General features: G+C 50.5%; 23 protein-coding genes and 1 pseudogene. 11 read left to right on the top strand and 13 right to left on the bottom strand.

Annotated elements, in window-relative coordinates; genetic code table 11:
- Positions 1 to 119: 119 nt before the first annotated feature.
- The 9 genes and pseudogenes from PG062_RS11535 to PG062_RS11495 all read right to left on the bottom strand — a co-directional run bounded on the left by PG062_RS11535 (position 120) and on the right by PG062_RS11495 (position 6578).
- The gene (locus tag PG062_RS11535) at positions 120 to 1421 is read right to left on the bottom strand and encodes an HlyC/CorC family transporter (protein WP_270752404.1); all 1302 of its coding nucleotides are present in this window, start codon (positions 1419 to 1421) and stop codon (positions 120 to 122) included.
- 660 nt (positions 1422 to 2081) lie between these two features.
- Complete coding sequence (locus PG062_RS11530) at positions 2082 to 2312, bottom strand: cysteine-rich KTR domain-containing protein (RefSeq protein ID WP_309439690.1); 231 nt, start codon at positions 2310 to 2312, stop codon at positions 2082 to 2084.
- The gene (locus tag PG062_RS11525; RefSeq protein ID WP_270752403.1) at positions 2313 to 2969 is read right to left on the bottom strand and encodes a ribulose-phosphate 3-epimerase; all 657 of its coding nucleotides are present in this window, start codon (positions 2967 to 2969) and stop codon (positions 2313 to 2315) included. It lies immediately after the preceding gene.
- Positions 2969 to 3400, bottom strand: a complete 432-nt coding sequence (gene rpiB / locus PG062_RS11520) for a ribose 5-phosphate isomerase B (protein WP_114000677.1) — start codon at positions 3398 to 3400, stop codon at positions 2969 to 2971. The genes PG062_RS11525 and rpiB overlap by 1 nt, the downstream gene beginning before the upstream one ends.
- A gap of 1 nt (position 3401) precedes the next feature.
- Positions 3402 to 4340 carry a transketolase family protein gene (locus PG062_RS11515; RefSeq protein ID WP_270752402.1) on the bottom strand — a complete coding sequence of 313 codons (939 nt, stop codon included), beginning with the start codon at positions 4338 to 4340 and terminating at the stop codon, positions 3402 to 3404.
- Positions 4337 to 5188 carry a transketolase gene (locus tag PG062_RS11510; protein WP_270752401.1) on the bottom strand — a complete coding sequence of 284 codons (852 nt, stop codon included), beginning with the start codon at positions 5186 to 5188 and terminating at the stop codon, positions 4337 to 4339. The genes PG062_RS11515 and PG062_RS11510 overlap by 4 nt, the downstream gene beginning before the upstream one ends.
- Before the next feature lies 1 nt (position 5189).
- Complete coding sequence (fsa, locus tag PG062_RS11505) at positions 5190 to 5849, bottom strand: fructose-6-phosphate aldolase (RefSeq protein WP_114000680.1); 660 nt, start codon at positions 5847 to 5849, stop codon at positions 5190 to 5192.
- 25 nt (positions 5850 to 5874) lie between these two features.
- Positions 5875 to 6138: pseudogene (locus PG062_RS11500) on the bottom strand (fucose isomerase); the annotation flags it as partial.
- Complete coding sequence (locus PG062_RS11495; RefSeq protein WP_270752457.1) at positions 6024 to 6578, bottom strand: FGGY family carbohydrate kinase; 555 nt, start codon at positions 6576 to 6578, stop codon at positions 6024 to 6026. The pseudogene PG062_RS11500 and the gene PG062_RS11495, both read right to left, overlap by 115 nt.
- A 354-nt stretch (positions 6579 to 6932) precedes the next feature.
- Between PG062_RS11495 and PG062_RS15930 the strand changes: the two genes are divergently transcribed.
- The 3 genes from PG062_RS15930 to PG062_RS11485 are packed head-to-tail and all read left to right on the top strand — an operon-like array spanning position 6933 to position 9661.
- Positions 6933 to 7277, top strand: coding sequence for a winged helix-turn-helix transcriptional regulator (locus PG062_RS15930; protein WP_408611415.1), 345 nt, complete (start codon positions 6933 to 6935; stop codon positions 7275 to 7277).
- A complete protein-coding gene (locus PG062_RS11490) occupies positions 7195 to 8382 on the top strand; it encodes an ROK family protein (protein ID WP_270752400.1) in 1188 nt (395 codons plus the stop codon). The genes PG062_RS15930 and PG062_RS11490 overlap by 83 nt, the downstream gene beginning before the upstream one ends.
- A 34-nt stretch (positions 8383 to 8416) precedes the next feature.
- Positions 8417 to 9661, top strand: a complete 1245-nt coding sequence (locus PG062_RS11485; protein ID WP_270752399.1) for a cupin domain-containing protein — start codon at positions 8417 to 8419, stop codon at positions 9659 to 9661.
- A 529-nt stretch (positions 9662 to 10190) separates the two neighbouring features.
- Here the strand turns inward: PG062_RS11485 and PG062_RS11480 are convergent.
- Positions 10191 to 10400: a hypothetical protein gene (locus tag PG062_RS11480; protein ID WP_270752398.1), complete on the bottom strand. Its 210-nt coding sequence runs from the start codon at positions 10398 to 10400 to the stop codon at positions 10191 to 10193.
- 91 nt (positions 10401 to 10491) lie between these two features.
- Here PG062_RS11480 and PG062_RS11475 point away from each other — a divergent pair, with 91 nt between their 5' ends.
- Both PG062_RS11475 and PG062_RS11470 read left to right on the top strand, forming a co-directional pair.
- Positions 10492 to 11652, top strand: a complete 1161-nt coding sequence (locus PG062_RS11475; protein ID WP_270752397.1) for a family 8 glycosyl hydrolase — start codon at positions 10492 to 10494, stop codon at positions 11650 to 11652.
- 9 nt (positions 11653 to 11661) lie between these two features.
- Positions 11662 to 11877 carry an alpha-L-arabinofuranosidase C-terminal domain-containing protein gene (locus PG062_RS11470; protein WP_270752396.1) on the top strand — a complete coding sequence of 72 codons (216 nt, stop codon included), beginning with the start codon at positions 11662 to 11664 and terminating at the stop codon, positions 11875 to 11877.
- Positions 11878 to 11950: 73 nt separating this feature from the next.
- On the opposite strand, the gene PG062_RS11465 is transcribed toward PG062_RS11470, so the two are convergent.
- A complete protein-coding gene (locus tag PG062_RS11465) occupies positions 11951 to 12643 on the bottom strand; it encodes a YesL family protein (protein ID WP_178845307.1) in 693 nt (230 codons plus the stop codon).
- A gap of 186 nt (positions 12644 to 12829) precedes the next feature.
- Between PG062_RS11465 and PG062_RS11460 the strand changes: the two genes are divergently transcribed.
- From PG062_RS11460 to PG062_RS11435, 6 genes are all read left to right on the top strand, one after another.
- Positions 12830 to 14596, top strand: a complete 1767-nt coding sequence (locus PG062_RS11460) for a sensor histidine kinase (RefSeq protein WP_270752395.1) — start codon at positions 12830 to 12832, stop codon at positions 14594 to 14596.
- Position 14597: 1 nt separating this feature from the next.
- Positions 14598 to 16205 (top strand): response regulator, encoded by a 1608-nt coding sequence (locus tag PG062_RS11455; protein WP_270752394.1) that lies wholly within the window; start codon positions 14598 to 14600, stop codon positions 16203 to 16205.
- 298 nt (positions 16206 to 16503) lie between these two features.
- On the top strand, positions 16504 to 18162 hold the full coding sequence (locus tag PG062_RS11450; RefSeq protein ID WP_270752393.1) for a type 2 periplasmic-binding domain-containing protein: 1659 nt from the start codon (positions 16504 to 16506) through the stop codon (positions 18160 to 18162).
- A gap of 164 nt (positions 18163 to 18326) precedes the next feature.
- On the top strand, positions 18327 to 19250 hold the full coding sequence (locus tag PG062_RS11445; RefSeq protein ID WP_270752392.1) for an ABC transporter permease: 924 nt from the start codon (positions 18327 to 18329) through the stop codon (positions 19248 to 19250).
- A gap of 13 nt (positions 19251 to 19263) precedes the next feature.
- Positions 19264 to 20151, top strand: coding sequence for a carbohydrate ABC transporter permease (locus tag PG062_RS11440; protein WP_270752391.1), 888 nt, complete (start codon positions 19264 to 19266; stop codon positions 20149 to 20151).
- A gap of 174 nt (positions 20152 to 20325) precedes the next feature.
- A complete protein-coding gene (locus PG062_RS11435; RefSeq protein WP_270752390.1) occupies positions 20326 to 21888 on the top strand; it encodes a glycoside hydrolase family 43 protein in 1563 nt (520 codons plus the stop codon).
- 681 nt (positions 21889 to 22569) lie between these two features.
- On the opposite strand, the gene PG062_RS11430 is transcribed toward PG062_RS11435, so the two are convergent.
- The gene (locus tag PG062_RS11430; protein ID WP_270752389.1) at positions 22570 to 23922 is read right to left on the bottom strand and encodes an MATE family efflux transporter; all 1353 of its coding nucleotides are present in this window, start codon (positions 23920 to 23922) and stop codon (positions 22570 to 22572) included.
- Positions 23923 to 25290: 1368 nt separating this feature from the next.
- The gene (locus PG062_RS11425; protein ID WP_114000588.1) at positions 25291 to 25632 is read right to left on the bottom strand and encodes a DUF1648 domain-containing protein; all 342 of its coding nucleotides are present in this window, start codon (positions 25630 to 25632) and stop codon (positions 25291 to 25293) included.
- Positions 25633 to 25874: the final 242 nt, after the last annotated feature.

The following is a 25874-nucleotide window of genomic DNA, read 5'->3' as shown; positions in this document are numbered from 1 at the left end:
TGCGTTATTTTTGACTAACTCCTATCTCCATCATACCAGAACCCGCCTCAAAAATCCACAAAAAAGAACCTGGGAAGTTTGTTCTTCCCAGGTTCTCTGTTGCATTATTTATCGCGTTCTCAGTCTTTGTCGCGGTCGCGGCGGTCCGGCTTTTTGGTTTCCGGCTCCGGCGGGCGGCTTACCAGGCGTACTTCCTGCACGCGGCGGTTGGTGGCACGGGTCACGGTACCGTCAAAGCTGCCCCACACAAAATGGTCTCCCACTTTGGGCAGGCGGCTGAGCTTTTCCTGCACCAGGCCGCCGATGGCCACCGCGTCGATTTCCTCTTTATCGCGGATATCCAGCTCCTCGGCCACATCGTCCACGCTGGCACCGCCGGCAATCAGCCAGCTGCCATCGCTCTGCTGGCGGATATCCTCCACCACTTCATCATGTTCATCCCAGATCTCGCCAACCAGCTCTTCCAGGATATCCTCCAGCGTGATGATGCCCGCAGTGCCGCCGTATTCATCCACCACAACTGCCATATGGTGCTTGCTTTCCCGCAAAGTGCGCAGCAAAGCGGAGATGGGGGTCACGCTGGTTGTGTACAGCGTGGGGCCGATCAGGCTTTCCAGCTTGACATCTTCATCGCCCTTGCGCATGGCGGCAAAACAATCTTTTTCATGTACCACGCCAATGATGTTATCAATGGTTTCGTGGTATACCGGCAGGCGGGAATAGCCGCTGTCGGCAAAAGTTTCGGTCACTTCGTCCATGGGGGTATCATCCGCCACGGCGATCACATCCACACGCGGGGTCAGAACGTCCTGGGCTTCCACATCGTCAAATTCAATGGCGCTGCGGATCAGCTCGCTTTCGCGGTTGGTCAGCTCACCGTCTTTTTCGGCTTCGCTCACCATGGTTACCAACTCACCTTCGGTAATGGTGTCCTTTTCGTCGGTATAAAAGCGGCCGGCCAAAAAGCTTTTCCATTTGCCAAAAATAAAGTTCAGCGGCCCAAATACCGCCACAAGGGCACCAAGCGCCGGCGCAAAGGCCATTGCAATGGATTCCGGCATTTCCTTCGCCATGCTTTTGGGGGTGATTTCGCCAAACGTCAAAACCAGTAAGGTCATGACAATGGTGGAAGCCGTGGGGCCGTAAGCATTGCCCAACAACCGGCTGAACAGCACCGTTGCAAGCGAAGACGCACCGATGTTTACAATGTTGTTGCCGATCAGAATGGTGCTCAGCAGGCTGTCATACCGTTCAGCCAGGGCCAGAACCTTGGCTGCCTGCTTATCGCCATCCTCCGCGCGGCTTTTTAAGCGGATCATGTTCAGCGAGGAATATGCTGTTTCCGATGCCGAAAAAAAGGCCGACAACATGATCAAAACGATCAGTGCGGTGATCATAAATATACTACTGCCATCGTCCATTGGAGAACCATCAACTCTTTCTTTTGTTTTTTGGCTGCCTGTGCGGCAGCGTTATCAGTATTGTATGCAGGGTATACTACACACATTATAGGTTATTATAGCATACTGTCTCCAAAAGCGCAAACGCTGCAAAGGCTTTTTGCACAAAACAGTCGTTTCAGCCAAAATGTGTGCCCATTTGGCCGCCCGCTTTGCTATACCTGCATACAAAAAGGCCCCCGCCTTACAGCAGAGGGTTTTGCACACAATACCGGAAATTATTCCTATGGCAACACCGCATAATTCCCGCCTTACGGCTTAAGCACCGCTCCGGCGGCTGCGGCACGGCATCTGCGTTGCCAAAATGCTCGATAATACACAAAGTATTATCTGCGCTTTTGGCTTAGCAGCTGCCGCACCTCGCTCGCTGTATCGGCACTTAGAATTATGCGGTATTGCCCTATACTTTTTTGCTTCCCTCTCCGGGAAGATGATTTTGTTGACAAAGAAGAAGATCAGCATCAAAATGTCACCGTTGAGCATCGTGGTTCCGATGTTATAGATAAAGTCCGGCACCAGCAGGCCCGCAACCGCCGCTCACACGCGGTTGATGAAGTTAACGAAGCAGGTGATCAGACAGAATGGCCCGCTTTTCAGTTGCATGAAAAGCGGGCCTTGCTGCTATTTATAGACCTTTGTGCAGGGATAGATTTTTCTTCGGATGATATCTACCCGCATTTCCTTTTTGCATTTCGGGCAATACATCGGGAAACGAAGCGCCAATGTATCTTGATAAATCTTTGTTTTCGTCTTATTGTGGCAAACTGGGCAATTAACCCATACAGATTTTGCGGTACATTCATTTGCCAAACAGTCTACTCTTTTTTTGGTGCCGCCTTTTACTACAAACATCTACGGTTTTGCCTTCTCCGAACGCAATGCACACACATTTTGATATATGTTTCCATAGAAAAACGCACTACCCGCCACAATGCTCCGTGCCCCGGCCACATAGGCGCCGGGCAGGGTACCGGGGGTGATGCCGCCATCCACCTGGATGACGGTATTGCTCCCCTGCCCTTGCAGCAGACTTTTGGCAGCAGCGATCTTCTCGTTGCTGCCGGGCAGATAGACCTGCCCGCCGCGACCGGGGTATACCGTCATCAGCAGCAGCTGCGAAATTTGGGCCAGGTACGGCAGGGCCGATTCCACCGGCGTTTCGGGGTTGAGTACCAGCCCGGCTTGCATCCCGGCGGCGCAGATGGCCCGCAGGGCCGCTTCCGGCCCGCCCGGAATCTCGTAATGGACCGAGACCCGCTTTACCCCCAGTTCCTCCAGTTCCGGCAGAAAATCCAGCGGCTTTTCCACCATCAGGTGAACGTCTAGGGGTTTGGTGGTCAGGCGTTCCATCGTACGCACCATGCCCGTACCAAAGGAGATGGCCGGCACAAAGTGCCCGTCCATCACGTCGATGTGAAAGGCATCCACACCGGCGGCATTGGCCGCCCGCATGTCCCGCTCCAGATTGGCAAAGTCGGCGGCCAGAATGGATGCACACAGTTCAAACATTATTCTTCCTCCAGCTGGGATACCCGACGGCTGTGACGCTCCTCCTCCGAGAAAGGCGTGTCCAGGAAGATGTCCACGATTTCCAGCGCCAGGCCGGGTCCGGTGACCAGCGCGCCCAGAGCAAGCACGTTGGCGTTGTTGTGCAGGCGGGTGGCTTTGGCAGAGAAGCAATCCCCGCACAGCGCGCAGCGGATGCTGGGCACCTTGTTGGCGGCGATGGAGATGCCGATGCCGGTACTACAGATGACGATACCTTTTTCGCACTCGCCCGATGCCACGGCATGGGCCACCGCCTTGCCATAGACGGGGTAATCCACCGAAGCGGTAGAATCACAGCCGAAGTCCCGGTATTCCAGTCCGCGCTGCCGCAGGTGAGCCAAAATCTTCTGCTTGAGTTCGTATCCGCCGTGGTCGCAGCCGATGGCGATCATCTTACACCAGCTCCTTTACAGCGGCGATGATGGCGTCGGAACGCAGGCCGAACTGCTCCAACAGTTCCCATGCGGGGCCGGAGTGGCCGAACACGTCCTTGACGCCCACGCGGCGCATGGGGACGGGGCACTGTTCGCCCAGCACGGCGGCCACGGCCTCGCCCAGACCGCCCAGGATGCTGTGCTCCTCGCAGGTGACGACGGCACCGCACTCTTTGGCCGCTTTGACGACCAGTTCCTCATCCAGCGGCTTGATGGTGCACAGGTTGATCACCCGGGCCTGGATGCCCTCGTTCTTCAGCTGCTCGGCGGCAATGAGGGCCTCGTTCACTTCCAGGCCGGTGGCGATGATGGCCACATCGCTGCCCTCGGTGAGCTGTTCGCCCTTGCCGATCTCGAACTTGAAGGTAGCTTCATCATGGAACACTGGCAGGGCCAGGCGGCCGAAGCGCAGGTAGACGGGGCCTTCGTGCTCATAGGCAGCCTTGACGGCAGCCTTGGCCTCCACATCGTCGGCAGGGCAAAGCACCGTCATGCCGGGGATGGAGCGCATAAGGGCGAAATCCTCGCAGCACTGGTGAGAGGCGCCATCCTCGCCCACCGAGATGCCGCCGTGGGTGGCACCGATCTTGACGTTCAGGTGGGGGTAGCCGATGGAGTTGCGGACCTGCTCAAAGGCGCGGCCTGCGGCGAACATGGCAAAGCTGGAGGCAAAGGGCACCAGCCCCATAGCCGCCATACCGGCGGCGGTGGCCATCATGTTGCTCTCGGCAATGCCGCAGTCAAAATGGCGGTCGGGATAGGCTTTTTTGAAGACGCCGGTCTTGGTGGCGGCGGCCAAATCGGCGTCCAGCACCACCACGTCGGGGTGATCTTTTGCCAGTTCTACCAGCGCGGCGCCGTAGCTGTCGCGGGTGGCAATTTTTTTGACCTCACTCATACCTGCGCCTCCAGTTCTGCCAGTTGAGCGTTCAGCTCGTCCATGGCAATCTTGTATTCCTCGTCGTTGGGGGCCTTGCCGTGCCAGCCTACCTGGTTTTCCATGTAGCTGACGCCCTTGCCCTTGGTAGTATTCATCAGGACGGCTGTGGGGGCGCCTGTCTGGTTGTGGAAATACTGGAACGCATCTTCGATTTGGGCGAAGTCGTGACCGTCAATGGTGACGGTACGGAACCCGAAGTCCCGCATCTTGGCATCCACCGGGTCGGTGGGCATCACTTCGCTGGTGGGGCCGTCGATCTGCAGCCCGTTCAGGTCAATAATGACACAGAGATTATCCAGTTTGTACTTGGCGGCGAAAAGGAACGCTTCCCACACTTCCCCCTCCTCGATCTCACCATCGCCCAGGAGAGCATACACACGCACATCATCCTTGTGCAGGTACTTGGCGGCTTTGGCCATGCCTGCCGCACAGGAGATGCCCTGGCCCAGGCTGCCGGTGGACATATCCACACCGGGCACCGTGTTCATATTGGGGTGGCCCTGCAGATAGCTGTCAATGTGGCGCAGGGTGGGCAGGTCCTCCACCGGGAAAAATCCCCGGTAGGCCAGCGCGCTGTACAGCCCCGGCGCGGTATGTCCCTTGGAGAGCACGAACCGGTCCCGGTTCTCCCATTTCGGGTTGGTTGGGTCGACGCGCATTTCCTTATTATAAAGGTAAGTAAACATATCGGCGGCGGACAGGCTGCCGCCGGGGTGCCCGGCTTTGGCACCGTGGGTGGATTCAATCACGCCCATACGCACCTTGCAGGCTGCGATCTGCAGCTTCAGACGTTCTTTCTTTGTCATATCACTCACCAAACACCTTGCAGTAATCTTCCTTGAACTTCTCGATGCCGGAATCGGTCAGCGGATGATGCAGCATCTGCTCAATGACCTTGTAGGGCACGGTGGCGATGTCGGCACCGGCCAGGGCACAGTCGGTCACGTGCATGGGGTTGCGCACGCTGGCCGCGATGATCTGGGTCTCGATGTCGGGGTAGTTGAGGAACATGTCGTGGATGGTCTCGATGAGCTCGATGCCCCGCTGGGAGATATCGTCCAGGCGCCCCAGGAAGGGGCTGACGTAGGTGGCACCGGCGCGGGCGGCCAGCAACGCCTGGTTGGCGCTGAAAATCAGGGTGCAGTTGGTGGGGATGCCCTTGGCGGACAAGGCTTTGATGGCCTTGAGGCCCTCGGCGGTCATGGGGATTTTTACGACCATGTGCTTGGGGTCCAGGGCGTAGATGGCCTCGCCCTCCTTGACCATCGTCTCGGCATCGGTGGTGGTGGCTTTCACCTCACCGCTGATGGGGCCGTCCACGATGGTGGCAATTTCAGCCAGCGTCTCGGCGTAGTCCCGGCCCTCCTTGGCGATGAGGCTGGGGTTGGTGGTGACGCCTGCGATGACGCCCATGTCGTTTGCGGCGCGGATCTCGTTGACGTTCGCGGTATCAATAAAGAATTTCATAACAAAAGACTTCCTTTCTAATCAATCAACCCCAGGGATTCTCGGTGGGATAGGGCAGGCTGTCGGGCTGGTTGTAGGCAATGTCGCCGATGCCCAGGAACTTGAACACCTCAAACAGCGCCTTGCCGTAATGGCCGAAGGCCACGGCGCCGTGGTGGGGGTAGCGCTTCTGGATCAGCACATGGCGGTAGAAGCGGCCCATCTCGGGGATGGCAAAGATGCCGATGCCGCCGAAAGAACGGGTGGCCACAGGCAGAACTTCGCCCTGGGCGATGTAGGCGCGGAGGTTGCCCTCGCTGTCACACTGCAGGCCCAGAGGTATGCATCGTCCCCGCCCTTGATGGGCATATTCGGCTTGTCGGTGTTGGTTCCCTTGGGAAGAGCCACCAGCACCTTGAATCCGTTGGCGGGGTCGGTGTGGCAGGGGGCGTAGTGCAGGGTGGTGGCGTAGACTTCCAGCAGAGCCGGGATGCCATCCAGGCATGCCTGCCACCAGGAGGAAGGATCCTGTTCGCTCCATCCCGTATGAGGCATACTTAGAGGATATTCCCGGGAAACCTGGTTGCACACCTTGCCGGTTTCGTCCACCAGAAGAAATTTACACGCCGAGGTACCCAGATCCACGGCTTGCGCATTCGGCTGGCGATCATGTCCTTGGAAGAAATTTGCACGCCGAGGTACCCAGATCCACGCCGATATACAACATAAGAATACCGCCTTTCCAGCCATTCTTTCGTAAAGAACATTTATATAAGTTCTTTACACAAGATACTGCAAGTATACATCACTGTCAATCATCAAAACCAACAAAAAGCAGTCGAAAAATATTGCCATATATCCACATGAATTTCTGATTCGGTTGACTTTTTTGTTGTGGTTGGGTAAGATGAAAGTGTTTTACATTGATTTCACTTTTGAAAAGTTAAGGCAATACCGCATAATTCTAAGTGCCGATACGGCGAGCGAGGTGCGGCAAATGCTAAGCCAAAAGCGCAGATAATACTGGATGTCTTATCGAGCATTTTGGCAACGCAGATGCCGTGCCGCAGCCGCCGGAGCGGTGCTTAAGCCGTAAGGCGGGAATTGTGCGGTGTTGCCTTAAAGGAATTATATATAAAAAAGCTTTCTCTTCCGCCTACCGAACGGCGTCGCTTGACCCGGAACCAGATTTATCAATATATTTACAAGGCACCCGGATGTTCTAAGCAGGAGATTGCTGACAGCCTCAATTTCAGTATGCCAACTGTACATCAAAATCTGAACGAACTGACACAAGCGGGGTTGGTGCGCATCGATGGCGTTGGAGAATCTACGGGTGGGCGCCGGCCTCTTCAATTGACCATTAATGAAAATGCGCATTTTTTCTGTAGGAATTTCTGTCACCGACGATCATTTTCGGATCATTGCTGCGAACCTCCGGCTGGATGAAATCGCACATCAAAAGTATCCTCATCCCCATTGCAACAACATGAAGGAGATGGGGCACTTCCTTGCAGCCGATTTGGAAAATTTTCTAAGGCAACACCGCACAATTCCCGCCTTGCGGCTTAAGCACCGCTCCGGCAGCTGCGGCACGGCATCTGCGTTGCCAAAATGCTCGATAATGTCGGGTTGCGGTACCTGCATCGTGCTTCGGGGGCAAAAGCCCCTCGCACTCTGCGACCGCTGCCCCTGCTTCGGTTCGCTGTTTCCGCCACTGGCGGCGCTCACCTTTGCAGCATCCAGTATTATCTGCGCTTTTGGCTTGGCATCTGCCGCACCTCGTTCGCCGTATCGGCACTTAGAATTATGCGGTATTGCCCTAAACAGATTTGGTCTGAACCGCGAAAAACTGCTGGGGGTCGGGATCGCGCTACCAGCCATTTTTAATACCGACAGAACTTGTGTGGTCACAGCACCGACACTTAATTTGAGGGATCAAAGTATTCGTCCGCTGATTTGCAGCATTCCTTACCCTGTTTCCGTTTGCAATGATGCGACCAGCGGCGGGTATGCTGAATGGTACGTTCAGCAAGATTCCGATTGCATGGCATATATTTCCTTAGAAGGTGGCGTAGGTGGCGCTATCCTTATGAACGGTGTTCCTTATACCGGTCTGAATGGCCGCAGCGGCGAGTTCGGGCACATTTGTGTGCAGCCGGAAGGGCTTTCCTGTAAGTGTGGTTTGCGTGGCTGTCTGGAAGCTTACTGTTCTTCTGATCGAATTTCTACCGATTTGGGTATCTCCGTGGAGCAGTTTTTTGCTGGCTTGGAAGCCGGGAACTTAGCGTACCAAACGTTATGGAAAGATTATCTCAACCATTTGGCATCAGCGCTTGCCACGATCCGTATGGTTTTTGACTGTCGCATTGTGCTGGGCGGGTATATCGCTCAATATCTCACGCCTTTTTTAAAGGAGCTACGGGGGCTGACGGCCAGCCGCGATCCGTTTGATGAGGAAGCTGAATATATTTCCCTTTGCCATTACCTCAAGCACGCGGTTCCGCTTGGTGCAGCATTGCATTTTATCAATCTTTTCGTTGAGGAGTTATGATTGCGGCTGCCGTCACGTTTAAGAGGAATTGGCTATGATTGAAAAATTGAACGGTACCACCGAAACTGTAAACTTTACACTCGCTTCCAACATCCGGTTATATCACAACAATTCAGCGGAAGACTTCCCGTTACACTGGCATGTCCCCGGGGAGATTATCTGCCCGATCCAAAACACCTATAATGTGACCGTTGCAGACGAAATTCTTTATTTGAAACCCCATGACATACTGTTCATCGGCTCAGGGGAATTGCACAGCATTACAGCTCCAAAGGAGGGCGAGCGGTACATTTTGAATTTTAGTACCGCAATGTTTGAGCCGTTCCACGAGCTTGCGCTTTTTTTTGCCACCCTGCATCCCTTCAAGCTGTTACGCTATCAGGATCAACCGCAGTTCAACGACCAGCTTCTGGCCCTGATGACCCAGATGGAAAAAGAATACTTTGGTGCGGCGGTCTTTCAGGATTGCGAGTTGTCTTCGCTGATGTTGCACTTTTTCGCAATCATAGGCCGCAAGCTCCATCAGAATGCACCGCATGAAAACATCTCTTCCCTGCGGCAAAAAGAACAGCAAGAGCGTTTTTCCATGTTATGCAATTACATTAATGCTCACTGCACAGAAGATCTGTCTTTGGACGAATTGGCCAATGAAGCAGGATTCAGTAAGTACCACTTCGCAAGGCTTTTTACTCAAGCAAGAGCGTGCGATCATTGCGTTATACTGCGGCGTATCAAATTCAACCGGCGGATCCGGATCAAATCGCGGCGCATGGTATCCGTCATGAAGGTAAAATTTGACCGTCACAAGGGCCGTGTCTTCTTCACAGGGGAGTTCTATCAAGAACTTGCCGGGAACAGCATCCGTATCTTGTTCCTCTACGCAAGCCATTTCCAGGATCGTTTCGACGCCGTTGGTACGCAGAGAAATCTTGCCGCTGCCTCCTTCTGTGCCATGTTCCCCCGAAAAATACATGCTAAAGACGGCCGCTTTATCAGGCGCATCACTGACAACGCTCACACCAATGCTGTGAACCAACCGGCGGAAGCCTTTAGCTGTCTGCAGCATTTGCAGAATGTTCTCGTCCTGAACGCCACCCACGATTTTTGCGAATGTTACCAAACGCTCATCGTTCAAGAAAACAGGAAATCGGTTGGCTTCTGCATCGGAGCCCCCGCCGCCGACGGGCTTATCAACCAGAATATACAGAGCCTCTCGCTGAGGGATGGGATCCCGTGGAGCAATTCGTTGATCTCGCATATTTCCTTTACCTTTTCATGATAAAATTTTTGCTTTCTGGCAATTTTTCTCTATCATAAATCCTTATGTATGAGTGCGCTTCTCATTTTTTGCTATACGAATTCTTGTATTTTGCTTTTTTGTTTTCCGTAGCGGATTAACCGCTCTGATTGAAATGTCAGCAATTTTTGATCAATTTGCTTATACCGCCAAGAAGACGCCACAACCCTGCCGCCATTCATAGTTGATTCTGATTTTGTAAAGTTGTTTCCCGTTTGCCCTTACTCCGCTACTGTTGCTACCATTTATTATTTAATTTAGGGCAATACCGCATAATTCTAAGTGCCGATACGGCGAGCGAGGTGCGGCAGCCGCTAAGCCAAAAGCGCAGATAATACTGGATGCTGCAAAGGTGAGCGCCGCCAGTGGCGGAAACAGCGAACCGAAGCAGGGGCAGCGGTCGCAGAGTGCGAGGGGCTTTTGCCCCCGAAGCGCGATGCGGGTACCGCAACCCGACATTATCGAGCATTTTGGCAACGCAGATGCCGTGCCGCAGCTGCCGGAGCGGTGCTTAAGCCGTAAGGCGGGAATTGTGCGGTGTTGCCTTAGAGAACCATGATGAAAAATAAGGATAGGCGAATGTTGCGGTTTCTGTTTGTTTCTCTGATTCTTGAAAAAGATATAGGATGAAACAGTCTTCCTCATTTATTGCTGTATTCCAGAGAGTTTTCAAATGGCTGACAGCTTTTCGCCATACCCGTGCCATTTTTGCACTTGCCATGCAATCGAAAAACTGCTATAGTGAGTTACAAGAACAGCAGACCGAGTAAATCGGTTGCGCCTTACACGATTCAAAAGGAGCTGAAATTATTATGGAAGGTGCCTACTATAACGGGCAATATTTGAACAGACTGGAACGGCTTGGATATTCGCAGGCCGAAATTGACAACAAGCTGGAAAGCACATTTGAGGAGATGTTCTATGGTCCGGAGGGGGTTCGCCTTTGCCATTGTGCCGGACCTGACATGATGTACATAGAGGATACGGGGAACCATGACGTCCGTACCGAGGGCATGTCCTACGCAATGATGTTCTGCGTACAAATGAATCGCCAGAAGGAATTCGACTGCCTGTGGCGATGGGTCGTGACCCACATGTACCTCACCGAAGGGGAAAACGCCGGCTATTTTGCCTGGTCCTGTCATACTGACGGCAGCAAAAATTCCGATGGACCCGCCCCTGACGGCGAAGAATTTTTTGCCATGTCCCTGTTTTTTGCGGCCAACCGCTGGGGTTCCGGCGAAGGAGTACTGGATTACGCTTCCTGGGCACGGCGCATCTTGCACGCATGTGTACACAAAGGCGAAGAAGCCGGTTCCGGATTTCCCATGTGGAACCCCGAAAACCATCTCATCAAATTCGTTCCCAACTGTGAATTTACCGATCCCTCTTATCATTTGCCGCATTTCTATGAACTTTTTGCTCTGTGGAGCGACGAATGCGACCGTCCTTTCTGGCATGCAGCCGCAGCGGCCAGCCGCCAGTACCTGCGCAAAGCCTGCCACACCCGTACCGGATTGAGTGCCGAATATGCCGAGTACGACGGCCGCCCGCATCGGGGTGATCAGCCGGACCGTCACGACTGGTTCTTCAGCGATGCATACCGCACGTTGGGCAACATTGCTTTGGATGCCCAATGGTTCGGGGACAAAGACGGTTGGGCCCAAGAAACAGCTGCACATATTCAGCAATTTTTTGAAGAAAAGGAACACGGGCAAACAAACGGCATCTATCTGATCGACGGCACACCCGTTGAAGGAAATGCTCTGCATCCTGTAGGGCTTCTGGCTACCATTGCGCAGGGTTCCCTGATTCTGGATGACGCCTGCGCGGATGAATGGCTCCGCCGGTTCTTTAGCACTCCGCTCCGTTCCGGACCGCGGCGTTATTATGACAATTGCCTGTATCTTTTTGCGCTGCTTGCTTTAAGCGGGCATTACCGCATCTGGTTCCCGCAAGAAGCAACGGTATAATGTACCCTTGTGCCTGTTGAAATTCACTGGGATGGCCTGAGCAAGTTTACTTCCATCACTGGTCAGGTGCTTAGCGGTGATGGTGCCGGCGCGGCTGCCTACAATACGTTCGATAATCCCCATCAAGTCGAGCCGAAGCCGTTGACAAACATAACTGTTGGTACCAACAGTTTTACTTTCCTCTTGCCCGCATGCAGCGCTGCTGCCTTTACGTTGAAAGCCTGATTTCCAGACCAAAGCAAAAGAGCGCCGAAGATGACTTCTGCGCTCTTTTGCTTTTTTCTATGCCGTCAAACGGTTACTTTTTGCCGTCTGAATTCTCCGTAGTATCCTGAGACTGCTCCTGATTTATCTGAGAAGAGTACTGCTCTGAGCACTTCATGAAAACGCCATTTAAAACAGATGCATTTGCATAAGCGATCGAAGAGAACCCCAGCGCAAACCACAAAAACAATCCATAGCGCAATGTGGTCTGTGTATACAGGGTAAGTGCTACACATGCGCCTATCAACAACAACATGGAAAAGGTTTGGGGCAAAGAGGTCACAGACATGATAAACGCATTCCGTATGGTACCTAAAACCGTATTGTTGAATCTTGCAAGCAGCGGGAAAGCATATACGAAGGTCATCATATAAGCGATTGCTGCCACGGGAATCAAAATCTTAAAGATGCTGTTTTGGAAATTTCCGGAATGCCATAGAAGATAGATATCATAGCCCAGAAATCCCCCTGCGGCCCCAAAAAGAATTCCCATCAGCACGCCCTGGCGGAAATTTGCCCGGAATGACTTGAAAAAATTGCCGACCACCGGAGTGCCGTCTTTTTCACCCGCCATTTTTGTGGTGACATAATGTAAAGCCGTGATGGCAGGGCCAATGGTGACCACCGGAATGCAGCAAACCAGGAACAGCAGATTCAGGACAATAAGATCCCACACAACGCCCAGGGCGCGCATCATGGGGCTGTCCGGATTAAAAACGCCTCTCAATGAGTTCTCCTCCTTTTTTCAGGATGTAAATATTCACAAAAAACAGCGATTCAGATTGTGCACTATTCAATCTGTTATTTGATTGACAATGGTTCTGTGGCTGAATTATACTGATACTGGCATTATACTTTGCACCGCTAAAAATAGCAAGGTCATTTTGCAACATTCACCGGTAAGGAGCTTTGTATGAACCGGTTTCATCATGTCAGAATCAAGCTGGAAAGTTTTCTCAATAACTTAAGCCTGAAGAAAAAACTTAGATATCTTTATTTTTTATGTATTCTGGTCCCCATATTTTTGACCGATATTGTAATTTTACATGCATTAACCAAGAACGAGCATGCCGAGCAGCTGCACCAGATGGAAAAAATAGCCAAATCAGTGCAGTCGATGCTTTCCGCCGCCACAGAAGATTCCGCGCTGATTTCTACCAGCCTGTATATGGATAACTCCCTTCAGGATTTTGTGAGCCGGCAATATGCCAGTCCCCAGGACTATTTTTCAAGTTACCGAGAATACATCCACAATTCTTTGCTGCAGGGTGTTTCCCGGATCACAAATTCTGTCATACGGGTGTATGCAGACAATGAAACCCTGATAAACGGCAGTGAATTTGCACGGTTATCCACCGTTTCGCAGGAGCCCTGGTATCAGCAGTATACTGCGGATGGCTACAGCCCGCGGCTTCTTTTTTCTTATGATGAAACAGATGGGCGCCAGGTGTTGTTTTTACGTGGGATGAATGGCCTTTACAGCGATAAGGCGGAGTGCCTTTTGTGTATTGGAATCAATTACAGCACGCTGGACCGCGATTTTCAGAACATGGGGTATAACGATTCAGTTTATGTATGCAGCGGTAACCGGATTTTGTTTACGAACGCAATGCCCAATTATCGTTGGCAGCCTTATGACACATTCTCCCCGTCTGATTCGGTAGGCTTGTCCCAGCATGTTACCCTTTACGGGGAAGATCTGGACATCTATGTGATGGAACCAAGCGGCAACGTTTTAGCCCTGATTCGCCAAAACATCTATATCCTGATCCTGCTGCTGATCCTGAACATTATTCCCCCGCAGCTTTTGATGAATCTGCTGGAGAATTCCATTACTTCTCGTCTTTCCCGTCTGGAAAAAGTCTTCAACCAGATAGACAGCGACGTGTTGATCAAGATTTCCGGGCCAAGCGGTCAAGATGAGATCGGCAGTCTGATGGACAACTACAACCGCATGGCTGACCGGATGAACAGCCTGATTGACACCGCCTACCGATGCCGACTGAAAGAGCAGAAGATGGATATTGCCCGGCAGAACGCAGAGCTGATGGCTTTATACAGCCAAATCAATCCCCATTTTCTGTTCAACGCACTGGAAAGCATCCGTATGCACAGCATCCTGAAAAAAGAAGAAGAAACCGCCGATATGATACAGAAATTGGCCATAATGGTGCGCCAAAACGTGGATTGGTCCTCGGATTCCAATACCATTAAGCGTGAGCTGGCGTTTGTTGAAGCGTACCTGTCCTTGCAAAAATATCGCTTCGGGGAGCGCCTTTCGTATCAAATCAATGCGCAGGAAGATTGCCAGAACATCCTGGTTCCGAAATTGACCATTACCACCTTTGTGGAAAATGCCTGTGTGCACGGTATTGAAGCAAAATCTTTTCCCGGTTGGATTTTTGTACGCGTGTATACAGAAAACGATGCGCTTTGCATGGAAATTGAAGATACCGGTGGCGGTATGGACGAGGCCGAGGTAGAACGTATTCAAGACCGGATGCGCAACGCCAGCCTGAAAATGTTAAAAGAAAAAGGACGCGTAGGCATGGTGAACACCTGCCTGCGCATCCGCATGATGACGGAGGATACTGCACAGTTCTCGGTGGAAAGCGAGCCGGGCATTGGAACACTTGTTTCGATTCGGTTCCCTCTAAACAAAGCAATAAGGGCGGAGTGACATGTTAAAAGTTATTATCGTAGATGATGAGCAGTTTATTGCGCAAGGTTTGCAGGCGTTGATTGACTGGAACGCCGCAGGCTATGAAGTGGCTGCCGTTTTGTCCGACGGACAGGAGGCTTTGGAGTACATAAAAAAGTTACCCGTTGACCTTGTCATTACCGACGTTATGATGCCAAAAATGACCGGACTTGAATTACTGGAAACTGTTCGCCGGGAGAATCTTTCCAACGCCGGTTTCGTGATTCTGAGCGGATACAGTGAGTTTTCCTATGCTCAAAAAGCGCTGCGCTACGGGTGTATCGACTATCTTCTCAAACCGGTGGAAAAGCAAGATCTGTTATCCATTCTCAGCAAATACAATAACATCTCGCAAAACAGCAAAATGGAGGAGCAGTACGAACTGGCCTATCAGGCCCGGTGTTTGATCTCGTTGCTGTTCGGCAAATATGATCCCAACGGCGTGGATTATCTGCATAAGCATCTGGATTTTTCGGGCGGCGTTCGTTACATTGAAATTTCCGCTTGCCATTCTTCGGACAACGAAGATGACGATGATGAGAACCACTTCCGTATGGTGCAGCGTGACCTGTACCAAAGCTGTGTGCAAATTTTAGGCGAGGACCGGAGCCGGTGTTTCTATGACGCTTCGTTGGATCGCGTTGGGTATGGGATTGCTTTTGTTTACAGCGGTGCGCTTGCCCGAAATGCCGGCTGTTCCGAAACACAGTATATCCAGGATTTTTATAAGAAATTGGGTGTTTCGACACAACACGAATTGCGATTTCTGGTTGGCAAAAAAGTGGACGATATCACCACTGTTTCTGAATCGTATGATACCGTCTGCGGGCTGAAAAACCTTTGCGCCTTCCGCCAGCAAAAATCAATCTATTATTACGAGGAAGAGTTATCGGTTCCGCAAGAAAGAGCCGTTTTGTGCAAAGATACCCTGGATCAGTTGATTACCGCCATTGAACTGAATGAGCAGGAACGCATCGGCTCCGAAATAGACGATTTGTTTGCCGAAATGCAGCAGCGTGGCGTACATGACAAAGATATCAACCTGAACTTAAATTATCTTTTGTTCCGGCTTATGCATCTTGCATCCAATTTGGACAACGAAGCCAACCAGAAGGAAATGCTGCAATTTATCAGCGCGCAGTCTTTCCGGGAAGGAATTTCCCGCGGGAGCCGACAGCATCTGTTCCGCTTTGCACGCGAGTATGCAGACTATCTTTCCCTTCTGCGAAAAAATATCTCCATCGATATTTTGGATTCTATCGACAAGGAAATTCAGGAACACTACTCGGAAAACCTGACGTTGCAGGGCTTGGGCAAAAAATACTATATCAACAGTGCATACTTAGGGCAAATCTTCCGCAAAAAATACGGACAGTCCTTTAAAAACTATTTGTGTTCTTACCGTATTAACGAAGCGTGCCGCCAGCTATTGTACACAAACAAGCAGATCGGCCACATTGCCGAAGATGTGGGCTATAAAGATGTGGATTATTTCCTTTGCAAATTTATCGAGCTGAAAGGCTGTACGCCTTCCCATTTTCGGAAGAGCAAAACCGAGAAACCACATTCTGAATTTCCCGGGAAATAATTCACACCAGAATAATCATACACTTGCTTTTTGTTTTTGCATTCTTAAAAAACAACGATAAGCCAAACAAAAGTGCAGGCATGTTGCCTTCCAAAATACTTCAAGGATGGGGGACTGCCTGTCTTTTTTGTATCATTGTTTCGCTGTTTAGCGCGATTTCCTCTTCCGTTGAATTTGCAAAGCTATAATTTTCAGGGGTTTTTACTGGAATTTGTCGGTTGTGTAAAACATTTTTGGTATATATACTTAAATCAGGAAGCCCACAAGGGGCGGAAAATCTATCTACAGGAGGCCAATTATGAAAGTAAAATTGTGGCGGCGCGTATTTGCGGCAAGCATGTCTGCGGCCATGCTGCTGGGCTTAACAGCATGTGGCGGCTCTAATTCCACCGAATCGTCCGATGGGATCAAATCATTTACGATGTTTACCGCAATGCCCGGTTCCGAAATCAATGATGACAACGATGTTATGAACATCATTGCCGAAAAGACCGGTGCCAAACTGAAAGAGACCTGGCTGACCGGCCAGACCGACGCAGAAGCCATCGGCACAATCATCGCGGGCGGTGAGTATCCGGACTTCATCAATGGCGGCGATGCCATGATGTCTCTTTACGATGCAGGCGTCTTGGTGCCTTGGGATGATTACCTGGAAAAGTATCCCAACCTGAAAGAGATGTACACCGACGAAGAGTGGGACAACTTCCGCCAGGCGGACGGCAAAATCTATTGGGCCAACGTATTCCAGAACACCTATGGCGAAGATCGTGCCACCACCCATAACGATGAAGCCTTCTGGATTCAGGCGCGTGTTCTGGAATGGGCCGGTTACCCCGAAATCAAAACCCTGGACCAGTATTTCGATCTGCTGGAAAGCTATGCCGATGCCAACCCCACCATGGCAAACGGTACCAAGAACATTCCCTACACGGCACTTTGCGAAGACTGGCGCTATTTCTGCATCGAGAATGCACCCCAGTTCCTTGATGGTTATCCCAACGACGGCTCTGTCATTGTAGACAAGGATACGATGCAGGTGGTTGACTACAATACCACGCCTACTGCCAAGAGGTATTTCCAGAAATTGAACGAAGAATACCAGAAAGGCTGCGTGGACGTAGAATTCGCCACCCAGACCTACGATGAATACATCGCCAAGCTTTCCACCGGCGCTGTGCTGGGCATGTGCGACCAGTGGTGGGACTTCGCGAACGATGTCAATGATGTTTTCAAACAGCAGGGTTTGGACGAGCAGGGCTGCAACTACGTTCCGCTGGGCCTGACCATTGACGAAGGAATGGAAAACCGCTGGCACACCTACGGCGATACCCTGAACAATTCCAGCGGCGTGGCCGTTACCACCAGCTGCTCCGATATTGACGGTGCATTTAAGTTTATGAACGATCTGCTGGATCAGGAAATCCACGATCTTCGCTTCTGGGGCGTTGAAGGTGAGGATTACCTGGTTGATGAAAACGGCCTGTATTACCGCACCGATGAAATGCGGACGAAATGCGCGGATCCCACCTACCAGGCCTCTCACCTGTGCAGCTATTCCTACATGCCGCAGTGGCTGGGCACCAGCCGGGACGGCAAGAACGCCATGAAGCCCGAGCAGCAGGCAAGCGAATTCCTGGACGGCCTGTCCACCCCCCTGCAGAAAGTGTTTGATGCCTACGGCGTAGACAGCTACGTCGATATGATCGGTTCTGTGGAAGAAGAACAGGGTCCCTGGTTCCCGATGTATTCTTACTCCGGTTCAATGACTACCGCAACCCCCGGTGGTGTTGCCTGGGTCAAGATGGGCGAAGTCAAACACGAATGGCTGCCCAAAGTTGTTATGGCGCCTGATTTTGAAAGCACCTGGAATGAATACATGACTGCGTACAACGCAGCCAATCCGCAGGATTTCTTGGCAGAAATGCAAACTGAGCTTGAGCGCCGTGCCGGTCTTTGATGCCCGTTATTGCAGGCGACATAGACGTTGACACATACAAGTGGCCACGGTTGCACGGTGTAGCTGTGGCCACTTTTTTATGAAATGCATTCAACCCGCAAGCTCCTTAAACGTTAGTTTGCAACACATGATTCGCCATACACGTTCCTTAGGAGGACTCTCCAATGAAAAATCCATCAAAGCGTATTACATGGAAAGAGATTTCACGCCAGAAATTTCTGATGGTCTGTGCGGCTATCTTTTTTGTATACGGCATCGTATTTTATTACGTTCCACTGGCAGGCTGGGTAATGGCCTTTCAGAACTACAAACCCAAAGACGGCCTCTTCGGATCTAAATTCGTAGGACTGGAAAAGTTTAAATTCCTGTTCTCTGACGACGTCTTTTTGCGTGATATCCGTAACACTCTGGCCATGGGCGTTCTCAATCTGGTGACCACCTTTTTAATGGCCATTATCTTCGCCATCCTGCTGAACGAAGTACGCAACATGTTCGGCAAAAAGCTTGTTCAAACGATTTCCTATCTGCCCCACTTCCTTTCCTGGATCGTTGTCACCGGTATTCTGCACGATGCGCTGTCTTCCACCGGTATCGTCAATGAGCTGCTGGCGAACCTGGGCATTCTGGATTCGCCCATCAACTTCTTCGCCAATCCGGGTTATTTTTGGCCAATCGTTGCATTTGCCAATGTTTGGAAGGAAACCGGCTGGAATGCCATTGTCTACCTGGCCGCCATTACCTCCATCGATCCCAGCCTGTATGAGGCAGCCACTTTGGATGGTGCCGGCCGGTGGGGCAAAATCTGGCACGTCACGCTTCCTGGCATCAAGTCCACCATTATGATTCTGCTGATCATGAATATTGGCAACGTATTGAATGCAGGCTTTGAAGTCCAGTATCTGCTTGGCAACGGCCTGGTCAAGAGTGTTTCGGAAACCATTGATATCTACACCTTGACCTGGGGCATCAGCCAGAACGATTATTCTTTGGGTACTGCAGCCGGTATCTTCAAGAGCGTCGTTGCAATTATTCTGATTCTCGGCGCAAACTGGATTGCCAAACGTGCCGGTGAAGACAGATTGTTCTAAGGGGAGGGTACACATGAAAATCAAATCATCCACCATGGACAAAGTCTTTGTTACCTGCAATACCATTTTCCTGGTTTTGTTCGTCACCATTACGCTGTATCCTGTTCTGAACACGGTGGCGCTTTCTTTCAACGACGGTGTCGACGCCGTACGCGGTGGCATCCATCTGTGGCCGCGCATCTTTACGCTCTCGAACTATAAAACGGTTCTGCATCAGCAGAACATCCTCACCGGTGCAGTGGTTTCGGTGGCCAGAACTGTGTTGGGAACCATCTTCGCCCTGGTAACGAACGCACTTTTGGCCTACATCATCAGCCGCAAACGCTTTTTGTTCCGTTCCCAGTTGTCTTTGTTCTGGGTCATCACCATGTACGTGAACGGCGGTATGATCCCCACCTTGATTTTGTACCGCAACATGAACCTGACCAACTCTTTCTGGGTATACGTCATTCCGGGCATGGTCAGCGCATTTAACGTTCTGGTTATGCGCACTTTCATGGAAGGTCTGCCCAGCGCGCTGGAAGAATCCGCCATGATTGACGGTGCCAACGATTTCACCATCTTTACCCGTATCATCTCGCCCCTGTGCAAGCCGGTATATGCCACCGTCGCCCTGTTCGTAGCTGTCGGACAGTGGAACTCCTGGTTCGATGCTATGTTGTACAACCGGATGAACACCCAGTATACGACCCTGCAATATGAGTTGATGAAGCTTCTTTCCTCTGTCATGCAGCAAAGCGGCAGTGCCACCACCGGCGGCAACACCGCTACCGCAGCCGTCACGCCGGTTACCGTGCGTTCCGCCGCTACTGTGGTGACGATGCTTCCCATCATTCTGCTTTATCCCTTCCTGCAAAGATACTTTGTATCCGGCATGACCATTGGCAGTGTAAAAGAGTAAAATCCTTTTCCTGCCATCCGCCCCTGTTTTCCAGTGCCTGTAATCCGAAAAGTCAGTTCGGCGGCACCATCCAATAGCTATGGCCGTTGCATCTGTTTTTCCTCTTGGATGCAGCGGCCATAGCTCTATATTTTTGCATGCAGAATATCACACCTTTATACCTGGAGGTTTTCTATGCTTTCCGTTAAAAATCCTATCATGACAGGCTTCTTTCCCGACCCTTCGATTTGCCGGGTAGGGAACAAATTCTATACGGTTCATTCGACATTTGCGTATTTTCCCGGCGTGCCGGTTTTTGAGAGCGAAGATCTTGTCCACTGGAATTTGATCAGCAATGTGCTCGATCGTGATTCTCAGGTTCCTTTGTCCGGCTGTCAGCATTCCCAGGGGATTTTTGCCCCTACCATTCGTTACCATAAGGGCACCTGGTATATGATTACCACCAACGTGTCCGACCAAGGAAATTTTATCGTCACTGCAAAAGATCCGCGCGGCCCCTGGTCCGAGCCTTACTATTTGGGTGAGTCTACCGGCGGCATTGATCCCAGTCTCTTTTTTGACGATGACGGTACCTGCTATTATATCGGCCAACGGCCGCGTTCTGCCGGGTACCGCTACAATGGCGACTGCGAAATTTGGATTCAAACTTTGGATCTGGACACGATGCAGTTAAAGCCCGATGCCACCATTGTACTTACCGGATTCCAGCGCAAAGCCATTTGGCCGGAGGGACCTCACCTGTACAAAAAGGACGGTTACTATTACATTTTGCATGCGGAAAGCGGTACTTCCATCCACCACAGCGTCATGATCGCGCGCAGCAAAAATGTGTTTGGTCCCTACGAGTACTGCCCCTGCAACCCCATTCTGACGCATCGCCATTTGGGAGCCCAATATCCTGTTACCTGCGTCGGTCATGCCGACTTAGTGGATGACGGAAACGGCAACTGGTATATGGTTGTATTGGCTTGCCGGCCGAACCAAGGGTACACGTTGTTGGGGCGTGAAACCTTTTTGGCAAAGGTCACCTGGGAAGATGGTTGGCCGGTTGTAAATGCGGGGGTCGGTCATCTTGAAGAAGTAGTCACGCTGCCTTACGAGGGGCAGCCTTCTGACGACGTACCCCAATGTAAAACCTATACGTTTGATACACCTTCTCTGCCGCTGGAATTGCTGACTTTGCGCAATCACCGCGATCACGAACTGGAACTGCACGCAGAAGAGCATATTGTTCGTCTTTTCCATCGTTGCGACAGCTTGAAGGATTGCGGTGAGCCTGCATACCTCGCGCTGCGTCAGCAACACTGGAATTGCGAATTTGAAACCAGCTTTATCCCGCATTTCTGCAAAGAGAGTGATTGCGCCGGTATTGCCATGGTTCAAAGCAACGAAAACCATCTGCGGGCAGAGTGCTATCCCCAGGATTCGGGGGTCAAACTTGTTGTTTCTCTTTGCAAAGATGGTAAAGACAGCTGTTTGGCGCGAATGGATCTGCCGGCTGCACTCCCCATCAAACTGAAGTTGCGCGTAGAAGGGCTTGTGGCCAGTGTTCTTTACCAAAGCAATAGTGAATGGAAACCGGTTATCTCCGACATTGATCTGCGCTCTTTAAGCACGGAACATGCCGGCGGTTTTGTCGGCTGTACACTGGGGTTATACGCTTCCGGCAATGGAGAGGACGCTGGTGGTTATTCTGATTTTGAAAGAATGACCTATCGCGAACTTCCCACCAATTAATCCTTCACGAATCATTCGGTAGCGGCTGCCAAATGGGGAGAGAATGTCCAGCCGGTGAGGAGCCCGCCCACAAATAAAAAGCCATACGAATCCGCGAAAAGCCCAGCGGATGTGGGTGTTTGGAAACCGAATCTCCCGGATCGATACCTGCGTAACCCGTCCATACTCTTCCCTATCGCAAATACAAAAAGCAGACCCGTGGACTCACGGGTCTGCTTTTTGTATGCACGATTCATTTACAAAACGAAACGCTTGATTGCTCCGCAACACAATAGGCTTATAGTTTTCAACTCATCTTTTTCAAAGTTGTACAGAGACGTCGGTATTTTCTCCGGTCAATCCAATATACCTTGCATGGGAATACGATGCATTGTGTGATGCCTGGAGGGCTGTGTAACGTCGTTTTTGCTTCTTGTAAACCCCTTTGTCATCTGGCACTGAAACGTGCTGTATGGTGCCTTAAAATCGATCCTGTGGCATGGCCGGAATTGATTCGAGAAGAAGTGTTTATGGTTACACAGTTCAGACATAAACGTCTGATGGGCAAACTGTTCATCCTGCATGGCGATCATGGCGATTCGCATTTCGTCGGAATTCTGGTCGATGACATTGCGGAGATTGCCAAGACGTTCCTTCAGACAGAACCCACTGGCAGAGACCCCGATAATCTTCTGAGATGGATCATCTCGCACTTTTTGAGCAATGTTTTTGCTGGTGTTCCCAACGAAAATAAAATCCGCAGAAAAGGCTGCACGCAACGATCCAGGTAATAGGATTGGTTAGACAAATACACCAGAAACCGAAAGGTTGAAGCAGAAAATGAATGCACAAAAAACGGCAAAGAAGCTCGGCCACGCCACCAATTATGGTGATAAGGCCGTTCCCGAGCCCAACCAAAGCATTGCGGAACAGAAAAATCCATGCCAAAAATAAAAGGAACCACACGCTTGTGTAGAGATATTGCAGTGCATAATGTACCATTTCGGGCGAGGGATCACTCAAAAATATCCGCAGAATGGCTTTGGAGGCAATTCCATACAAAGCCATACCCAGAATTGCAGCACCAAGGGAAAGGAGCATCGTGCTGCGTACACCAGCAAAAATGCGTTTTGTTTTCCTGGCTCCTATGTTTTGTGCGCAATACGTAGAAATGCCCGAGCCCAGTGCGATCATAGGTTGCATCACCAAGGATTCAAGCTTAGAAGCGGCAGTATAGGCCGCCATTACGGAAGAACCGAATTGATTGATGCCGCTCTGCAGAATCATAATTCCAAACGCAGTAACGGTTTGGTTTAAAGCCATGGGAATGCCGCTTTGTATCATACACAGAATCCGATAAGGATCGGGGTACAGATCGCGGATACTGAGACGTAGATTGTTGTAGTTGTGAAACATGTACCAAAAGCATAGCAGTGCAGAAATTCCCTGTGACAACACCGTTGCCCAAGCGGCGCCTGCAGTTCCCATATGTAGTGTCGCGATAAAAAATATATCCAAAACAATATTCAAGAATGACGACAAAATGAGGAAATATAAAGGTGTGCGGCTGTCACCCAAAGAGCGAAGGATACTGGCTGCAATATTGTAGGCCATCGTACACAGGATACCGCCAAAGATGACGCGAAGATATTCGTGTGCGTAGAGGAGTACGTTCGAAGGGGTGTGCAACGCTAACAGAATCTGGCGGCTAAAAGAAACGGTAGGAATCGTGAGGATAACTGAAAACACCACTGTGAGCAAGAGTGCTGTGCCAACTACCTTCTTTAGTTCGTTCAGACGGTGCCCGCCAAATGCCTGTGAGACTAAAATACCGCAGCCCTGGGTAAGGCCGGAAGCAAAGCCAATTACAAGATATACAGTGCTTCCGGTCGCCCCCACGGCAGCAAGGGCGTCTTCACCCAAAAATTGCCCGACAATGATCGTATCGGCCATGTTATATATTTGCTGGAATAGGGTTCCAAGCAAGACGGGTACGGAGAAAAAGAAGATGGTTTTGGTGGGGCTGCCTACGGTCATATCTTTTGTCTTGTTCATGGCATAATCCTCGGATCAATCCCAAACTCTGTGTGATCCACATTCAGGGTGCAGATAGAGCAAAAATTATTCGAGGCGGCATCAAGCTTGTCCGGCTGCCGTCTCGTTGGCATCATAACACCGAGGGGGGTGGATGTCAAGGGGGGAAAATATAGTTCATTTCACCCTTGACTTCTGACCCCGACAGCATTATTGAGCATTGATGATTTGGTACGAACCAACACCAGAAATCACTCCTTTTAGGCTACGCTTTGGCCCACAATAAAGCTCCCAACTGCTAAGCAGCCAGGTTTTTCGTTCTGGGTCAAATTGTTTTGAAACAAAAAAGAGAAGGCTTGCGCCTTCCCTTTACAACTGCATATTACCATGCAACAAGTCTACACCAACACCTTTACACAAATAACCTGCCTTTGCGTTTTTATTTTAGCAGTTTACTTGATGTAGATTAAGTACAAGTTTTGAAGTCAAGAATTACTTCGGTCTTTTCGTCGTAAGGAGAAACATCGAAGCCATCTACGATTTTCAAAAGTTCTTGTAACAGCTTGTGTTTTGATTCATCATTCTAGGTGCTGAAATAACTAGAAAAGGCGCAAGGGCAAAGTATATTCCAATGGACAGAGTATAACACATCACAAAAACGCACGCGTACGATTCTTAACGCGCGCGTGTTTTTTGACGCGTTCTATGTGTGCTATGCCTCTTGACAACCATCTGACCACTCTTTTCTCCCTAGCCGGTTTTATTTGCCGTTTTTCACGCTCCAACGTTTTATTACAACCACCATAAACAGCGCCGGAAGTTGTGCACACCACACAATTTCCGGCGCTGGTTCATTGTATTTTCCTGGCTGTCACAGTTTTCCCTTCTCGGTAGCCTGCAAAACACCGTCCAGCTTGGCGGATTTTAGTTCCGATTTTCATGATACAGCGCTGCCTCCATTTTGTAGACACATTCGAAGCCCTGATATACTATATTCGCTGGTATAAACTAAAAAAGGGAGGCCCGACACTAAGTGTCGATTCTCCCAATATAGATCAACATAAGAAAAGCACCCTGCTTTGCAGCAAGGCGCTTTCTGGTGCACCATGTGGGAGCAAACCCGAACACTTTTGTGTATCCGGGCGGCATTGGCATCACGCGGCTGCTCACCCGGAAGTGATGCCTGTTGTTCCTCCGCGCGAGGATAAAAGAGGGGTGTTGAAACATCAAGGGGCTTTTGCGGCATATCCTCGCTTTGCAAACTGGGCTGCGGTATTCCACAGTCCCCTTGACATTTCCCCATCCCTCTTTTTTAGGCTAATCGCGGAACAACCCACATCTCCTTATCCCGGTGGGATAACAGAATCCAAAATCAAACATGGAACTTGCTTAGTTCAATAGCATCATAGCGATATTCGCACCAATTCCGACACATGAAAAAGCCGCGAAAAAGTAAATTACCGCCTTTTTAATAAATGTTAATGCTACATTATCTCCACTTTTAGACGGATTTGCATTGTAAAAATCAGAATATCCATTCCAAAATATAATCGCTATAAGGCTGCTAACAGGCGGGATTACCACCGCCCATATCTTCGGCAAATAGTTTGTTGCCCCCGCACTGTTCCATTGCACAGCTGCTACATCTGGCAAATACATAAAGGCAACAATGCTAAGAATCACTGTCACTGCAAGAATGAGCAACTGGATTTTTGTCCTCGTATTCTTCATATCTTATCACCTCGATGTCATTCTATCACACGCATCATTCCAATTCAATTATATTTCTGTTAATTGATACGAGCAACACAAAAAATGACCGTCCTGCTAAATACGCAGAACGGTCAAGAAACTGTCACATTAAACGACCTTACACAGTAGGAAATGGTGCAACAAAAAAGCCGCAACATTCGTTGCGGCTTTTTCTGGTGCACCATCGGGGACTCGAACCCAGGACCCACTGATTAAGAGTC

Source organism: Gemmiger qucibialis, from assembly GCF_027689445.1.
GTDB lineage: Bacteria > Bacillota > Clostridia > Oscillospirales > Ruminococcaceae > Gemmiger > Gemmiger qucibialis.
Note: the sequence above shows the minus strand (reverse complement) of the source record. Positions and strands in the feature narration are given on the sequence as shown.

Coding starts and splice junctions, on each gene's coding strand:
- PG062_RS11535 (WP_270752404.1), bottom strand. CDS start 1,421: ATGGACGATGGCAGTAGTATATTTATGATCACCGCACTGATCGTTTTG.
- PG062_RS11530 (WP_309439690.1), bottom strand. CDS start 2,312: ATGTTTGTAGTAAAAGGCGGCACCAAAAAAAGAGTAGACTGTTTGGCA.
- PG062_RS11525 (WP_270752403.1), bottom strand. CDS start 2,969: ATGTTTGAACTGTGTGCATCCATTCTGGCCGCCGACTTTGCCAATCTG.
- rpiB (WP_114000677.1), bottom strand. CDS start 3,400: ATGATCGCCATCGGCTGCGACCACGGCGGATACGAACTCAAGCAGAAG.
- PG062_RS11515 (WP_270752402.1), bottom strand. CDS start 4,340: ATGAGTGAGGTCAAAAAAATTGCCACCCGCGACAGCTACGGCGCCGCG.
- PG062_RS11510 (WP_270752401.1), bottom strand. CDS start 5,188: ATGACAAAGAAAGAACGTCTGAAGCTGCAGATCGCAGCCTGCAAGGTG.
- fsa (WP_114000680.1), bottom strand. CDS start 5,849: ATGAAATTCTTTATTGATACCGCGAACGTCAACGAGATCCGCGCCGCA.
- PG062_RS11495 (WP_270752457.1), bottom strand. CDS start 6,578: ATGGCTGGAAAGGCGGTATTCTTATGTTGTATATCGGCGTGGATCTGG.
- PG062_RS11490 (WP_270752400.1), top strand. CDS start 7,195: ATGAAAATGCGCATTTTTTCTGTAGGAATTTCTGTCACCGACGATCAT.
- PG062_RS11485 (WP_270752399.1), top strand. CDS start 8,417: ATGATTGAAAAATTGAACGGTACCACCGAAACTGTAAACTTTACACTC.
- PG062_RS11480 (WP_270752398.1), bottom strand. CDS start 10,400: ATGGCAAGTGCAAAAATGGCACGGGTATGGCGAAAAGCTGTCAGCCAT.
- PG062_RS11475 (WP_270752397.1), top strand. CDS start 10,492: ATGGAAGGTGCCTACTATAACGGGCAATATTTGAACAGACTGGAACGG.
- PG062_RS11460 (WP_270752395.1), top strand. CDS start 12,830: ATGAACCGGTTTCATCATGTCAGAATCAAGCTGGAAAGTTTTCTCAAT.
- PG062_RS11455 (WP_270752394.1), top strand. CDS start 14,598: ATGTTAAAAGTTATTATCGTAGATGATGAGCAGTTTATTGCGCAAGGT.
- PG062_RS11450 (WP_270752393.1), top strand. CDS start 16,504: ATGAAAGTAAAATTGTGGCGGCGCGTATTTGCGGCAAGCATGTCTGCG.
- PG062_RS11445 (WP_270752392.1), top strand. CDS start 18,327: ATGAAAAATCCATCAAAGCGTATTACATGGAAAGAGATTTCACGCCAG.
- PG062_RS11440 (WP_270752391.1), top strand. CDS start 19,264: ATGAAAATCAAATCATCCACCATGGACAAAGTCTTTGTTACCTGCAAT.
- PG062_RS11435 (WP_270752390.1), top strand. CDS start 20,326: ATGCTTTCCGTTAAAAATCCTATCATGACAGGCTTCTTTCCCGACCCT.
- PG062_RS11430 (WP_270752389.1), bottom strand. CDS start 23,922: ATGAACAAGACAAAAGATATGACCGTAGGCAGCCCCACCAAAACCATC.
- PG062_RS11425 (WP_114000588.1), bottom strand. CDS start 25,632: ATGAAGAATACGAGGACAAAAATCCAGTTGCTCATTCTTGCAGTGACA.